The 12912-nt window shown below is 60.8% G+C and carries 15 protein-coding genes; 8 read left to right on the forward strand and 7 right to left on the reverse strand.

The annotated features are described in order from the left end of the window. Positions 1-2: 2 nt before the first annotated feature. The 3 genes from MMB74_RS23985 to MMB74_RS23995 all read left to right on the forward strand — a co-directional run bounded on the left by MMB74_RS23985 (position 3) and on the right by MMB74_RS23995 (position 1764). Complete coding sequence (locus tag MMB74_RS23985) at positions 3-194, forward strand: hypothetical protein (protein ID WP_277431158.1); 192 nt, start codon at positions 3-5, stop codon at positions 192-194. Between the two features lie 601 nt (positions 195-795). Next, a complete protein-coding gene (locus MMB74_RS23990; protein WP_277431159.1) occupies positions 796-1173 on the forward strand; it encodes a cytochrome b562 in 378 nt (125 codons plus the stop codon). A gap of 33 nt (positions 1174-1206) precedes the next feature. Beyond that, positions 1207-1764, forward strand: coding sequence for a cytochrome b/b6 domain-containing protein (locus tag MMB74_RS23995; RefSeq protein ID WP_277431160.1), 558 nt, complete (start codon positions 1207-1209; stop codon positions 1762-1764). Positions 1765-1871: 107 nt separating this feature from the next. Here the strand turns inward: MMB74_RS23995 and MMB74_RS24000 are convergent, their stop codons facing one another. The 5 genes from MMB74_RS24000 to MMB74_RS24020 form a co-directional block, all read right to left on the reverse strand. Beyond that, the gene (locus tag MMB74_RS24000) at positions 1872-2510 is read right to left on the reverse strand and encodes a LysE family transporter (protein ID WP_277431201.1); all 639 of its coding nucleotides are present in this window, start codon (positions 2508-2510) and stop codon (positions 1872-1874) included. 321 nt (positions 2511-2831) lie between these two features. Beyond that, complete coding sequence (locus MMB74_RS24005; RefSeq protein WP_277431202.1) at positions 2832-3179, reverse strand: copper-binding protein; 348 nt, start codon at positions 3177-3179, stop codon at positions 2832-2834. A 65-nt stretch (positions 3180-3244) separates the two neighbouring features. Beyond that, the gene (locus MMB74_RS24010) at positions 3245-4540 is read right to left on the reverse strand and encodes a copper oxidase (protein WP_277431161.1); all 1296 of its coding nucleotides are present in this window, start codon (positions 4538-4540) and stop codon (positions 3245-3247) included. 1 nt (position 4541) lies between these two features. Next, complete coding sequence (locus MMB74_RS24015; RefSeq protein WP_277431162.1) at positions 4542-6026, reverse strand: TolC family protein; 1485 nt, start codon at positions 6024-6026, stop codon at positions 4542-4544. Next, entirely contained in the window at positions 6023-6358 is a 336-nt protein-coding gene (locus MMB74_RS24020) for a hypothetical protein (protein ID WP_277431163.1), read from the reverse strand. Before MMB74_RS24020 ends, MMB74_RS24015 begins: the two co-directional genes overlap by 4 nt. 259 nt (positions 6359-6617) lie before the next feature. On the opposite strand from MMB74_RS24020, the gene MMB74_RS24025 reads away from it, so the two are divergent. From MMB74_RS24025 to MMB74_RS24040, 4 genes are all read left to right on the forward strand, one after another. After that, on the forward strand, positions 6618-6839 hold the full coding sequence (locus MMB74_RS24025; protein ID WP_277431164.1) for a hypothetical protein: 222 nt from the start codon (positions 6618-6620) through the stop codon (positions 6837-6839). 429 nt (positions 6840-7268) lie between these two features. Continuing rightward, positions 7269-9824: a copper-translocating P-type ATPase gene (locus tag MMB74_RS24030; protein WP_277431165.1), complete on the forward strand. Its 2556-nt coding sequence runs from the start codon at positions 7269-7271 to the stop codon at positions 9822-9824. Then, positions 9821-10198 (forward strand): cupredoxin domain-containing protein, encoded by a 378-nt coding sequence (locus tag MMB74_RS24035; protein ID WP_277431166.1) that lies wholly within the window; start codon positions 9821-9823, stop codon positions 10196-10198. Before MMB74_RS24030 ends, MMB74_RS24035 begins: the two co-directional genes overlap by 4 nt. Positions 10199-10262: 64 nt before the next feature. Next, on the forward strand, positions 10263-10487 hold the full coding sequence (locus tag MMB74_RS24040; protein WP_277431167.1) for a hypothetical protein: 225 nt from the start codon (positions 10263-10265) through the stop codon (positions 10485-10487). A gap of 72 nt (positions 10488-10559) precedes the next feature. On the opposite strand, the gene MMB74_RS24045 is transcribed toward MMB74_RS24040, so the two are convergent. Next, positions 10560-11012 (reverse strand): hypothetical protein, encoded by a 453-nt coding sequence (locus MMB74_RS24045; protein WP_277431168.1) that lies wholly within the window; start codon positions 11010-11012, stop codon positions 10560-10562. Between the two features lie 21 nt (positions 11013-11033). After that, positions 11034-11327, reverse strand: a complete 294-nt coding sequence (locus tag MMB74_RS24050; protein ID WP_277431169.1) for a DUF2933 domain-containing protein — start codon at positions 11325-11327, stop codon at positions 11034-11036. A 686-nt stretch (positions 11328-12013) separates the two neighbouring features. Between MMB74_RS24050 and ppk2 the strand changes: the two genes are divergently transcribed. Continuing rightward, positions 12014-12856 carry a polyphosphate kinase 2 gene (gene ppk2, locus MMB74_RS24055; protein WP_277431170.1) on the forward strand — a complete coding sequence of 281 codons (843 nt, stop codon included), beginning with the start codon at positions 12014-12016 and terminating at the stop codon, positions 12854-12856. Positions 12857-12912: the final 56 nt, after the last annotated feature.

Here is a 12912-nt window from a genome sequence, read left to right on the forward strand (position 1 = left end):
TCATGTCGACCCAACCTCAGCGGGGTCGCGCCCGTCATGATCGAAACCGGCGCCGTTTTCCGATCATCGACCTGCGTGGTCGAGCCCGGCCCGTCGCGCTCGCGAAGTTGGGCACCCGCATCGTCTATGTCCCGCTCATGTGCTCGCTGTACAACGGCCGCGCGGCCGATCGCATTTCCGTGGGTAAGCGATGAGCACCGGCGCGGCCCGGATATACCGACGTATGACAGCGCCATGCCGATGCACTAGCGAAGGGACTCGTTCGTAGGATGGCGCGAAAGGTTCGGCAACCCTATCTTTGAATCATGGCCGATGCGCCGCGACGCCATGGACGGCAAGTGCGGCGCAGGCCGGCCGCGATGCCTCAACGACGGATCGACAGTTTGCGCAACGTGGCCGAGGGCGACCTCGGCATCCCGAAGCAGAACGCGCTCGACGAGGCGGGTCAATCGACGGGTGAGGACTATGCCGAAGGTCTTGAGTCACTGGATCCATGTTTCCACTCACGCTTATTACGAGTACACGTTCGTACCGTCGTTGAATCGAAGCGTGTTTCGCAGAACAGTGGACCTGAGCCGCATTTGCATTCAATAGGCGCGGATTGCGGCCCCAACGTTTCGTTTCGTGAGCCAAGCGTCGCATGGGGCTGCGCTTCGCACGCGAACGCCCCCCTCCCGCGAATACCGGCGCGCCCCCAATCGATCACGGGAATGAGGGCTAGCCCCATCGCTTAAGCTGCGGTTAAGCGTCTCTGGACTAGTCTTGCGGCATTCATCCACCACTCAATGATTGCCGATGTCCAAGCTCCTACCCCGGATTTACCTCCTGGCGCTACTGGTCTGCGCACAACTCGTGATCGGCGCGCAGACGACGTACGCCGGCGAGATCAAGATCGCGATGAAAGATATGAAACGCGCAATGCGAGGCGCAATGGCCAGTACCACGATGCCTGAGCTAAGCCGCTACGTGGCGCAGTTGGAAAAAGACGCCGATCAGGCGAGCCGCCAGCCCTACCGTAGCGATCAGGCAACCTACGACGAAGGAATGCGGAAACTGAAGCTGCAACTGGCTGCTGTCGACGAAGCCATTCGCGCGAACGACATGAACGAGGCCAAGCAGGATCTGCGCAAGATCAACGCCACGAAAAAGCACTACCACGATCTGCTGAACTAGGCTGTCAGCCCCTTACCCTTTGGAGTACCGCCGATGAGGCACGCGTTCCGCTATCCGCTTTCGATCAGCCTCCTCCACTGGCTGCTCGCCGTCGCGCTGATCGGCAATCTGATCATCGGATGGCTGCTCGATGATCACGAGGAGCTGATCGCCGTGCACAAGTCGATCGGCGTCGCCATTCTCGGCCTCGCATTGCTCCGTATCGCGAATCGGCTGCGCATGCGACGCCGACTGCCGCCATCGATCAACGTGGCCGGCTCGCCGAGCTACTTTGCAGAGAAAGCCGTCCATTACCTGCTCCTCGTTCTCATGCTTGCCATTCCTATCCTGGGCTGGCTGAAGACGAATGCGGCAGGCCACGTCGCCAACTGCTTCGGCGTATTCTCACTCCCGACACTCGTGCACAAGAGCCGCGAGCTGTCGAACCTGCTTGGCCAGCTTCATGCGTTGACCGCATATGGACTGGCGTTGCTGATCGGCGTGCATGCACTAGCGGCCATCGTTCATTGGCTGTCGAACTCCGAGAACGTCCTGCCGCGAATCAGCCCGTTGCCCAGCCGCCTGCGGCCAAAGGTATCCACGCGCACTTGACGCCGCGCGCCTAGTGTCCACGTTCAAGTCTCGTCGTTGGTGCGGGACTTGCTCTGTCGCTCGCGCGAGCGACAGAGGCGCGCACTGAATGCCATCCTCGCGCCAAATCAAATGCCGGCTTTGGGCGCGGTAAGAATCAATCGTACGCCAAGCCCCGTAATGGCAACGGCAGCAATCCGATCCACCCATTTTTTCGCGCGCAGGTACATCTCGCGAGGCGCCTTGCTCGAGAAACACAGCGCGACGATCGTGTACCACCCGCATTCGACCGCGAACACCATCGGCGGCAAGGCAAAATAGCACCACAGCGGCGGATGCTGAGGCAGCAATGCGGCAAAGATACTGCCATACCAGATGGCCGTCTTAGGGTTGCTCAATTGCGTAGTCAAGCCTATCCAGAAAGATTTGCGCCCACTGTGAGCTTGACTTGCAAGCGTGTTATCGACCGTGATTGGCTGGTCCGCGCCGCGCCATATTTTAGACGCCATGAAAATTAGATAGGCCCCGCCGGCAATCTTCAAACCGATGTAAAGCCATTCGACCGCCTGCAAAAGCGTGTAGAGCCCAGCCAGCGCAACGCCGCCGAACAGGATGCCTCCCGCGCCCATTCCGAGTGCGGTAGCCAAGCCATCCCTGCGAGACAACCCGATGGCGTTGCGGGCGACGAGCACGAAGCTCGGCCCCGGAATCATGGCGCCTAGCCATAAAGCGGCAAGAATGGCGAAAACGGCGGCTGATGCGGTCATCGGGCTCTCCTTGTTGTCAGGGTATGCGATGCGAACGGCCATTTTCGCACGGTCATCGCGGGGGCGCAGGTGCAAGTCCACGCGAGCGCGAGAACCCGGCGAAATTTCCGGGAACGCTCCAGAAAATGCCGTTTGCGCCACGGTCTCGCGCCGCCTGCGGCATGGTCTCTTGCATGTGTGCGCCTGACCGCAATCAAGCGCGCATTGCCCCGTCTTCCTTGATTCGCGTCAAAGACAACGCAGCCCAAGCGCTCCCGAGACGGCGAGCATGAATAGCGCTCCAAAGCCCATGCCGGCGCGATCATGTCCCACCAAATCTCGTCAGTGTTTCTGCAGCTTGACGACCGTGAGCGCGCCGTCAATGTTCTCGGCCACAAAATCGATCTTGTCGCCGACCTTGACCTGGGAAATCATCGCCGGATCCTCGACCTTGAACACCATCGTCATGGCGCCCATGCCAAGGTTCTCCAGCGGGCCATGCTTGATCGTGAGCTTGCCGTTCGCGGTGTCGACCTTCCTGATTTCGCCGTGCGACATTGCGTTCTTTGCATCGGCGCTTTGCTTCGTACCGCCGCTCATGTCCATGTTGCTCATATCGTCCGCTGCATAAGAAGCAGCGGAAAACGCCAGCGCGCAACCCATCGCAATCGAAACATATGTTCTCTTCATCATGCTTTCTCCAAGTCTGAAGGAATGAAATCGATGATCGCGGAAATCGCGATCCATAGTGAAATTCAGCTATCGGACAGCTCGCCCGTATATTCATAGGCCACCGTCCCCTTCGGGTGCTTGAACCAGCCCGGGTCACGGTAGTCGTGACGGCCCAAGCCCTCGCGAACTTTCACGACCGTAAACATGCCGCCCATTTCCAACGGGCCGAACGGGCCGGTGCCGGCCATCATCGGCAAGGTGTTGTCGGGCAGCGGCATCTCCATCTCGCCCATCGCGCCGCCCGTGCTGCCCATCGCCATGTAGTCGGGCACTAGTTTGTTGATGCGCTTGGCCAGATCCTGCTGCTGCACGCCGATCAAATTCGGAACCTTATGCCCCATCGCATTCATCGTGTGGTGCGACTTGTGGCAATGGAACGCCCAGTCGCCCGGCCGGTTCGCGGTGAACTCAATGGCCCGCATCTGGCCCACGGCCACGTCCGTCGTCACTTCAGGCCAGCGCGCCCCGGGCGGAATCCATCCACCGTCGGTGCCGGCCACTTCGAAGCTGTAGCCGTGCAGATGAATGGGGTGATTTGTCATCGTCAAATTGCCGAATCGAATCCGGACGCGATCGCCTGCACGCACGGGCAACGGATCGATGCCGGGGAACACGCGCGAGTTGAACGTCCACATGTTGAAATCCGTCATCTCGTTCACGCGCGGCGTGTAACTGCCCGGGTCGATGTCGTACGCGGCCAGTAGAAAAACGAAATCGCGGTCGAACGGCATGACGCTGGGCTCCCTCGGATGAACGATGAAGCTGCCCATCATCCCCATCGCCATCTGCACCATTTCATCGGCATGCGGGTGATACATGAACGTTCCATGCCGCTCGAGCTGGAATTCGTAGACGAACGTCTTGCCCGGTGGAATCTGCGGCTGCGTGAGGCCGCCTACGCCGTCCATCCCGCTCGGCAGCGGCATGCCGTGCCAGTGCACCGTCGTGTGCTCGGGAAGCTTGTTTGTCACGAAGATGCGCACCTTGTCGCCCTCGACGGCTTCGATGGTCGGACCAGGCGATTGACCGTTGTAGCCCCACAGGTTCGCTTTCATGCCTGGTGCCATTTCGCGCACGACCGGTTCGGCCGTCAAATGAAATTCTTTCCAACCGTTTTTCATTCGCCACGGCAAGGTCCAGCCGTTGAGCGTCGTGACGGGCGTGTACGGACGTCCGTCGTGCGGTGCCAGCGGCGGTTGCGTCGCGGCCTTCGCCATTGTCGGCGCTTCAGGCAGCGATGCCGCGCCGGCTTTGCTGACCATCGCGGCGCCAACGAGCGCAGCCCCGGAGCCGCTTAGAAATTGTCGACGGGAAACCATGTCAATTACCTTCTGAAGTCGTTGTCGGCGCCGATGGTTGCTTCACGGGCACCGATGCAGCTTGTGCGGTGGGCTCGGCCTCGTTGAGCGGACGTTCGGCTTTCAATGCTTGAGCCTCGCCCGCCTGCGGCAGGCGTCCGCCCAGCGCTTGCTGAAGATTCGTTTCCGCCAGCCAGTAGTCCTTCAGCGCATCGATGTAGGCGTTGACCGCGGCTATCTGATCGCGCGAATCGGCCAGCAACTCGAACACGCTGGCCAGCATGCCGTTGTATCGAAGCAAAAGTTCGTCGGAGATGGTCTTTCGCAGAGGAACGACCTCGTCCCGATAGTGCTTCGCCACGTCGTAGCTGGTCGCGTACGCCGAGTACGATTCGCGCACCTCCGAACGAGCGTCGATGGCCGTCTGCGCCAATTGATTCACCGAACGCATATAGGTTGCTCGCGCGCGGGCGACCTTGACGTTACCGAAATCGAAAATCGGAACTTCCACGCTGATTTCATAGCCATGCTCGTGTCCTTTGTCGGTCTCGTAGTTGTCGAGGTAGCCGACATCGAGCGCATTGATGAATCGCGTCGCTTGACTCAAGCCCAACGAGGACGCTACGCCTTGCGTTCGCAGCTTTGCCGCCTGAATGTCCAAGCGATTGCGCATGGCGTAGCTTTCCAGGCCCTTCAGGTCCGGCCGGTCCTTCGGTAGGTCGGGTAGGCGATCCGGAAGCCGGTATTCGGTTTGCGCGCCCCACAGGCCCATCATGCGGGTGAGCTTCTCGCGTGCAGCGACGGCTTGCTGACGCGCCCTCGCCTGCTGCGCAACGGCATCGGCATAAAAGGCCTGCTCGCGTGCTTGGTCGAGCTTGCTGAAATTGCCCGCCTGGCGCATGCGCAGGGCCAATTCGGCGCTCGCTTCCGCGGAGTCCCTGACTTGCTCCGCATATTTCGCAGCCTGCTCGGAGGCGACCGCCTCGACGTATGCGCGGCGCGCATTGGCCGCCACCTTGAGCATCGCATCGGCGGTTTCGAGCTTCGTTTGCTCGAACCGGCGCGCTTCGATATGAGCGGCAACGGGAAGCGTCAGAATCGCGAGCACGTTCGCCGAAAACATGCGGCCGATGCTCAGGTCGCCATTGCTCGCGCGCGTCCGGCTGAAGGTGAAACCCGGATTGGGCAGTCGGCCGGCCTGTACCAGATCTGCTTCCGACAGCCCCAACTCCGCATAGGAAACCTGGAGCCCGCGGTTGTTCAGCAGCGCAACCTGAACGGCGGCGTCCATCGATAGCGGTTTTGCCAGTAACGTTTGCGTCCGTTTGGCGACCGATTCGCGATCGGCGTCGGTCTTGACAATGACGGCATCCTTTCCGATTCGCTCCGAGGCGGTGGACGAGACGGCATTGAATCCGCCGTCTTTCGAGAACGTCGTGCAGCCTGCGAGGAAAACCATCGCGGCGATGCCGGCGCTGATCCGAGTCAAGATGAATCGTTTCTTCATTTCGGGGACGCCTCATGCATCGAGGGGCTCTCGCGGCCGTCGGTCGTGGGCTCGGCGGGAAGCGTACCGTGCTTCATGCCGCCCGTCATCCCGTTCTGCATTCCGTTCTTGCTTGCGCCCCGCATGGGCTTCGCCGTCACGGCACGATTGAGTTGTTGCCAGCTAGGCCCCTCGCCATCGCGATAGGGCTGGTAACCGTCGAAGGCGGACGGCGCGGTGAGCGCAGGCACGGACGCAGACGGATCCGCCGGGTCGGCAAGCGTAGTCGTGGCGCGCGCGAGCGACGGCAAAGTAGCCGCCGCGACGAACAGCGCCGCAGTAATCGATCGCATTTATTTTCTCGTCGTGAGTCGACTGGCGATCCCGAGCGGAACAGCCAGTGTGAATTTCAGGCCACGACATGTCTGTCGCGAGCGAGCATCAGACGGATAGGTGGCGAGGAGGACGTTCGATGCCGTCGGTCAGGAACGACACGACACCGGCAGCGGGCGGAAGGGGAACGATTGCACGGCTCACGTCAGCGCATACCGCGACCGCAGGCGTAGACGGCAATGCCACGCCTAAACAGCAGGACGCACATGTCGAACAGAGATGCGCGTGATGGGTGTAGTGGGTGTGATGCGCATTGGCGCAATGTCGATCGTGGTGATCGCCTGCAAGCGTGGCGTCCTGGCCGACATGGAGGACGTGCTGATCCGCCTCGACCTGCTCCTGATGGGACGCGCCCATCTCCATCCTTGGGGCGTGCACGGCGGTGTATTTCGCCGAGATAGCCGCGAACGACTGAACCGGAAGGCTCAGCGCCAGCAATAGGACGATCAGGAATCTGCGGCAAATCGACATAGAGGCGGAGTCTAGCATGCGACTACGCCGTATAAAAGATCGAGAAGGTATCGCCGCGTAACCTGCAGGTCGGCCGTTCGCATTCGCGTCACGCGGGCCTTGACCTTCCCACCGCGGGAATGTCGACAATGCAGGCGTCGACAGACAAATCCCGCAGACAAATCCGCGGTCAGCGCGGGCACTTCGGCGTGTCCGTGCACGACGCGTTGCCGTTTTCGATTAGCGCTGTGCATCGGACAAGCCTTGGGCAGCACAGACATCGACTGCCGTGATCTGTGGCTCGTCGGTGTCAAAGAGGCAAACGTTAACCCAGATCAATTGGTTCGCCTTAAGTTAGCGCCACAGTTCGAAATAATGGTGCGGAACTGGTCCAATCAAGCGCAGCGGAAAGGGGCCTCCATGAATGAGCAAGTCTCGACGGCAAAGCCGCTTCGTGTCGCCCCCGCTGCGATTGTCGTGACCGCCCCAGGCCATCGGCTGGAGCACATCGAACTCTCCATCGGCGGGATGACGTGCCCACACTGCCCCGTCGCAATCGAAAAGGCATTGCGCGCTACGACGGGGGTGCAGCACACACAGGTCAACCTCGCCAGCCGCATCGCCAGGATCGATTTCGATCCCTCACAAGTCGGGATCGCCGATCTGCTGCGGATAATCCGTAGCGCCGGCTATACGGCCGGGACCGCACAAGCACGCATCCCGATCGCGAACATGCACTGCGGCTCCTGCACGACCCGCGTCGAGCGAGCGCTTGAAACAACGCCCGGTGTCATTGCGGCACATGTCAGCCTCGTGCCCGGTGCCGCGGATGTCGAATATCTGCCCGAAAAAACGTCGTTCGCCGAGATCCGTCGATCGATCGGATCGGCAGGATATCGAATCGCCGAAGCCAAACCACCTGCAACCAAGGACGAGGTGCAGGCCAGTCCCGAAGACGCGTTGCAGCAAGCCGAATATCGCACGCTGATGCGCAAGTTCTGGTTTGCCGCGGCGATCTCGATACCGGTCATGGGGCTGAGCTACCCGGAACTCGTTCCGGCACTTCGCGACTGGATCCCGCCCGGCAGCGATATGCGGCGCATCGTATGGGCGTTGCTGGGCGTACTGAGCCTGCCGGTCATGTTCTGGTCCGGCTGGCAGTTTTACACCGGCATGTGGGACGCGCTCAAGCATCGCTCCGCCAATATGCATACGCTGATCGCGATCGGTATCAGCGCGGCTTTTCTCTATTCGATCGTCGCGGTGGCTTGGCCGGAGCTGTTTCCTCGCATGTCGCTCGCGGAGGTCTTTTGGGACGTCAGCGACGTAGTCATCGCGCTGGTTGTGCTGGGACTCGCACTCGAATTGAAAGCCAAGGGCCGCACCTCGGAAGCGATCAAGAAGCTCATCGGCTTGCAGGCAAAAACAGCGCGCGTCATCCGTGACGGTAAGGAACTCGACCTGCCGGTGGAAGAGGTGCTGGTGAACGATACCGTCATCGTGCGACCAGGAGAGAAGATTCCCGTCGACGGCGCGGTGACCGACGGCGCAAGCGCGGTGGACGAATCGATGATTACCGGCGAATCGATTCCGGTAGAGAAGCGCGTAGGCGACGAAGTCATCGGCGCGACACTGAACAAGACGGGCAGCTTCCGGTTCCGCGCAACCAAGGTCGGAAAGGATACGGCGCTGGCGAACATCGTACGGATGGTCAAGGACGCTCAGGGCTCGAAGGCGCCGATCCAACGCGTGGTGGATGCCGTCTCAGGATACTTCGTTCCAGCTGTGATGATCCTTGCCGTGCTGGCCTTTGTCGTCTGGTACCTCGTCGGCCCGGAACCGAGGTTCGTCTACGCGACCATCGTCTTCGTGACGACGCTGATCATCGCCTGCCCGTGCGCGCTAGGGCTCGCGACGCCGACGTCGCTGACGGTCGGCATCGGCAAAGGCGCCGAAAACGGCATCTTGATCCGATCGGGCGACGCGCTGCAAAGCGCGCAACAGCTCGACGCCGTCGTTCTGGACAAGACCGGCACCATCACGCGCGGCGAGCCCGCACTGACCGACGTCGTCGTGGCGGGCGAGCAAAGCGAAGGCGACGTGCTGCGCCTGGCCGCCTCGCTCGAGCAGGGTTCGGAACACCCGCTCGGCGAGGCGATCGTCAAGGGCGCGGAGGCAAGAGGCATCGCGCTTGCGTCGACGGCCGGCTTCGCGGCCATCCCCGGTCTCGGGGTGAGTGGGCGCATTGACGGTCATGACGTATTGCTTGGAAACGCGAGGCTCATGGCCGATCGAGGCATCGCGGTGAAAAGCCTCGAAGGCGCATGGGAACGGCTTGCCTCGGAAGGAAAGACGCCGATGTACGTGTCGATCGACGCGCAGCCTGCCGGACTTGTCGCGGTAGCCGACACTGTCAAGCCCGATTCGAAGGTCGCCATCGAGGCCCTTCGGCAGCTTGGCATCGAAGTGATCATGCTGACCGGCGACAACAAGCGCACCGCAGATGCCATCGCACGGCAAGTCGGTATCGACCGTGTGTTGTCCGAAGTGCTTCCGGACGACAAAGCGCACGAAATCCAAAGGCTCCAACTCGAAGGCAAAAAGGTGGGCATGGTGGGCGACGGCATCAACGACGCGCCGGCGCTTGCGCAGGCCGATGTGGGCTTTGCGATCGGAACGGGCACCGATGTCGCAATCGAAGCCAGCGACGTCACGTTGATCAAGGGAAGCCTGACGGGTGTCGCGACCGCTATCGAAATTAGCCGGGCGACCATGCGCAATGTTCGTCAGAATCTGCTCGGCGCATTCGGCTATAACGGCCTTGGACTACCCGTAGCCATGGGGGTGCTCTACCCCTTCTTCGGCATTCTGTTATCCCCCATCATCGCCGCCGCTGCGATGGCGTTCAGTTCCGTGACCGTCGTGACCAACGCCAATCGCTTGCGCTTGTTCAAATCACGGAGGATCGCGTCATGACACCCGATCGCTGGATCGTCCTTCTTACCGGACTCGCGCTGGTCGGTTTCATCGTTTGGTTCTTCTGGTTGAAGCGCTCGAAGGGGACGCTGGCCGCGCAGGCCGGAAGCGGCTACCAGGAAGCGATGATCGTCGTCAAAGGCGGCTACACGCCGGATACGATCGTCGTCCGGCATGGCAGACCCGTCCGGCTGACTTTCCGGCGCGAGGAAACCGCCGGCTGCTCGGACAAGGTCATCTTCGCCGATTTCGACAAGAGCGCGGAGTTGCCGACCGGCCAGCTCGTATCCGTGGAATTGATGCCCGAGAAGCCCGGCGAGTACGCATTCGGCTGCCCGATGGGGATGTTTCGCGGGCGGCTCGTGGTCGAGTGAATTCAATCTCTGCGTTGGCTGACGCGTCGACCGACGCAATCCACCTGCACATGGGAGGTTCATCATGATGTACCACTGGACCGGCGCCGCCGGATACGGGTTCGCCCATTGGATCATGTTCGCCGTCGTGGCAGTGCTGTTGATTTACCCGACTGGGCGAATCCTCATGCGGATGGGGCTATCGCCGTTTTGGGCGGTTCTTGCGTTCGTTCCGCTACTGAACGTGCTCGGGCTTTGGATACTCGCATTCATGGCATGGCCTCGGGGAAGCTCGGACGTCTCCGGCTGATCTTCAACCAACGGCGCGATGGCGCTGCTGCAATTCGAAGCGCCGGCCACGTTCAGCCGGCGCACCGACGCGTCACCGCACCCGGTATTCAAACTGGCCCGAAACTATTCCGGGCCGATCCCGCCGCCGCACTTCGAGTTTGACTCGATAGGGCCCGGGGCCGCTCATATCGAAGTAGGCTCCGTACGTGACGGTGTCGTCCTTGCCCATCAGTTCGAGCTTGCGGCGCGTTTCGCCCATGCCAATCTCCTGCACCGCGGCCGTTACCCTCGCGTCGTCAATCCGTCTGTGCGTCGCATGATCGAAAAGCGCGACAACAAGGTGGTATTTGTGCCGACTGCCGGGAATGGCGCCATGCATCGTCGACCCTGCGTGAGACGGTTGACGACCGCCCAGCGTGGCCGGTGCGGCGAGGCCGTAATAGACGTCAGTATCGCCAATCAGCAGGTGCTGGCTAGTGGCATTGCCTTGGGCGGCAACAGCCGTCGTCGCCAATAGCGCAATCAACAGAATCAGATATTTCATCGCGTTTCCTCATTCCCGTGGTCACTCGGCGATAGCCCCGCTGCCGGCTTCGGCTACGCCGTCCTTCTCGACGGCATGCTTTTTCGCCAGGAGATCCTCAGCCTCATCGGATTCCCCGTGTTCGTGTCCGTGATGCATGGACAGGTACATCAAAGGACACGAAAGGATGAGCAGAAACGGCAGCCAACCCAGCAGATGCGCACGATGCTCGGTCACGAGGTAGAGACCCCCGATCGCAATGAACGCGACCAAGACGATATTTGCGCGCGACGGCCTGAAGCCCTCCGTCTTGTGATTGTGGTTGCAGAATTCCATTCGTGTCTCCAGTGCTGGTCGGCCGAGGAGTGGCCCTGGACGGCCGATTATCCGCATCGATGACATGCCACGCGCCCAATCGTTGCGAACAATGTTCACGAAGAATGCAATTCGATCATGCACGGTTCCGTCTCTCGAACTTTGACCCAACTCAAACACCGCTCGCATGGACGCACGAAGCGGGCTGTCGCACGCCGTCGCCGATCGCTTGCCACGCACTCGCACCCCTATTGGATCTGAGTGCGCGTGCGCAATTTGCGTCTTGCTGGCCCGGCCGTGGATCCAATTGATCTCAATCAACGCGTGCTCCGAGGCCTGTTCTACGATCCAAATGGAAGGTTTAGCCGGCTAACAGCGTGATATTGCGCAACCGGTATTAGAGCTGCCGCGGCGGAATGGGTTGCGGCATGGGAGGGCATCGTCGTCGTCCCGACGAACACCGGGCACGAGAAAACGAACCGCCGCGCGACCCGGTCAACGGACACTCGGTGGATACGAATCACGCGTTCACCGCGACATTCGATGGACAGACCTACTATTTGGAATCTGAGCAAACGCGAGCCGCATTCAACCGGGATCGTAAGCGTTATTCTCATATCCGATCGCACAAGCGCCACAGCGGGTGCTGATTCCGGCGATCGATGGACAAGCGCGGCATATTCTTCACGGAACAGGCAGGTATCGCGATGAGCCACAAACAAGAAGAGGTCCGGCTATCAAAGCGCCCACGCCGCTTGCCGAAGGATAGTGCGCCGCCCGTTCAAAAATCGATCTCGCGTGAAGAATACGAAAGCCAACTGCACGATCTTCAAATCGAACTCGTCAAACTACAGCGCCATTTCATCCGCTGCGAGAACAAGATACTCGTGCTATTGGAAGGACGAGACGCGGCGGGAAAAGACGGCGCGATCAAACGCATCGTCGAACACCTGAGTCCACGCGACACGCGCGTCGTCGCACTCGGGCGGCCGTCGGACAGGGATCTCGGCGCATGGTACTTTCAGCGCTTCGTTCCGCATCTTCCCGTCGCCGAGGAACTCGTTCTCTTCAACCGAAGTTGGTACAACCGGGCCGGCGTGGAACACGTCATGGGGTTCTGCACGCCGGAGCAAGTCGAAGAGTTCTTTCAATCCGCACCACGATTCGAAGCGATGCTGGTCGACTCCGGTATTCGGCTACTGAAGTACTACCTTGACATCTCTCGCCGCGAGCAATCGGAACGGTTGGAGGCTCGCCGACGCGACCCGCTCAAACAGTGGAAGATCAGTCCCATCGACGAAGTCGCCGTTCGGCACTGGCGCGCCTACTCGAAGGCCAGGAACACGATGTTCTTGCGGACTCACACACCTGTTGCGCCGTGGCGGATCGTGCGTGCCGACGATAAAAGGCTCGCGCGCCTGAATTTGATCCGCGACATCCTGTCTCGGCTCGACTATAGCGATAAGGATGAGACGCTCGTGCGGCCCGATCCCGCTATCGTGTTCGAGTTCGAACCCGCAGCGATCGATTTGGGGCTGCTGGCGGTGTAGTTCCCGGCTCGGAGCACAGCGTCAGCGCCCTCATTCGGCGGGCTTCCTCTTAAAGA

The sequence above is a fragment of the Trinickia sp. Y13 genome, assembly GCF_029522115.1.
In the GTDB taxonomy this organism is placed as follows: Bacteria; Pseudomonadota; Gammaproteobacteria; order Burkholderiales; family Burkholderiaceae; genus Trinickia.

Bases quoted from the DNA above. Each gene is read 5' to 3' on its own strand.
- MMB74_RS23985 (WP_277431158.1), top strand. From the start codon at position 3: ATGTCGACCCAACCTCAGCGGGGTCGCGCCCGTCATGATCGAAACCGG.
- MMB74_RS23990 (WP_277431159.1), top strand. From the start codon at position 796: ATGTCCAAGCTCCTACCCCGGATTTACCTCCTGGCGCTACTGGTCTGC.
- MMB74_RS23995 (WP_277431160.1), top strand. From the start codon at position 1,207: ATGAGGCACGCGTTCCGCTATCCGCTTTCGATCAGCCTCCTCCACTGG.
- MMB74_RS24000 (WP_277431201.1), bottom strand. From the start codon at position 2,510: ATGACCGCATCAGCCGCCGTTTTCGCCATTCTTGCCGCTTTATGGCTA.
- MMB74_RS24005 (WP_277431202.1), bottom strand. From the start codon at position 3,179: ATGAAGAGAACATATGTTTCGATTGCGATGGGTTGCGCGCTGGCGTTT.
- MMB74_RS24010 (WP_277431161.1), bottom strand. From the start codon at position 4,540: ATGGTTTCCCGTCGACAATTTCTAAGCGGCTCCGGGGCTGCGCTCGTT.
- MMB74_RS24015 (WP_277431162.1), bottom strand. From the start codon at position 6,026: ATGAAGAAACGATTCATCTTGACTCGGATCAGCGCCGGCATCGCCGCG.
- MMB74_RS24020 (WP_277431163.1), bottom strand. From the start codon at position 6,358: ATGCGATCGATTACTGCGGCGCTGTTCGTCGCGGCGGCTACTTTGCCG.
- MMB74_RS24025 (WP_277431164.1), top strand. From the start codon at position 6,618: ATGCGCGTGATGGGTGTAGTGGGTGTGATGCGCATTGGCGCAATGTCG.
- MMB74_RS24030 (WP_277431165.1), top strand. From the start codon at position 7,269: ATGAATGAGCAAGTCTCGACGGCAAAGCCGCTTCGTGTCGCCCCCGCT.
- MMB74_RS24035 (WP_277431166.1), top strand. From the start codon at position 9,821: ATGACACCCGATCGCTGGATCGTCCTTCTTACCGGACTCGCGCTGGTC.
- MMB74_RS24040 (WP_277431167.1), top strand. From the start codon at position 10,263: ATGATGTACCACTGGACCGGCGCCGCCGGATACGGGTTCGCCCATTGG.
- MMB74_RS24045 (WP_277431168.1), bottom strand. From the start codon at position 11,012: ATGAAATATCTGATTCTGTTGATTGCGCTATTGGCGACGACGGCTGTT.
- MMB74_RS24050 (WP_277431169.1), bottom strand. From the start codon at position 11,327: ATGGAATTCTGCAACCACAATCACAAGACGGAGGGCTTCAGGCCGTCG.
- ppk2 (WP_277431170.1), top strand. From the start codon at position 12,014: ATGAGCCACAAACAAGAAGAGGTCCGGCTATCAAAGCGCCCACGCCGC.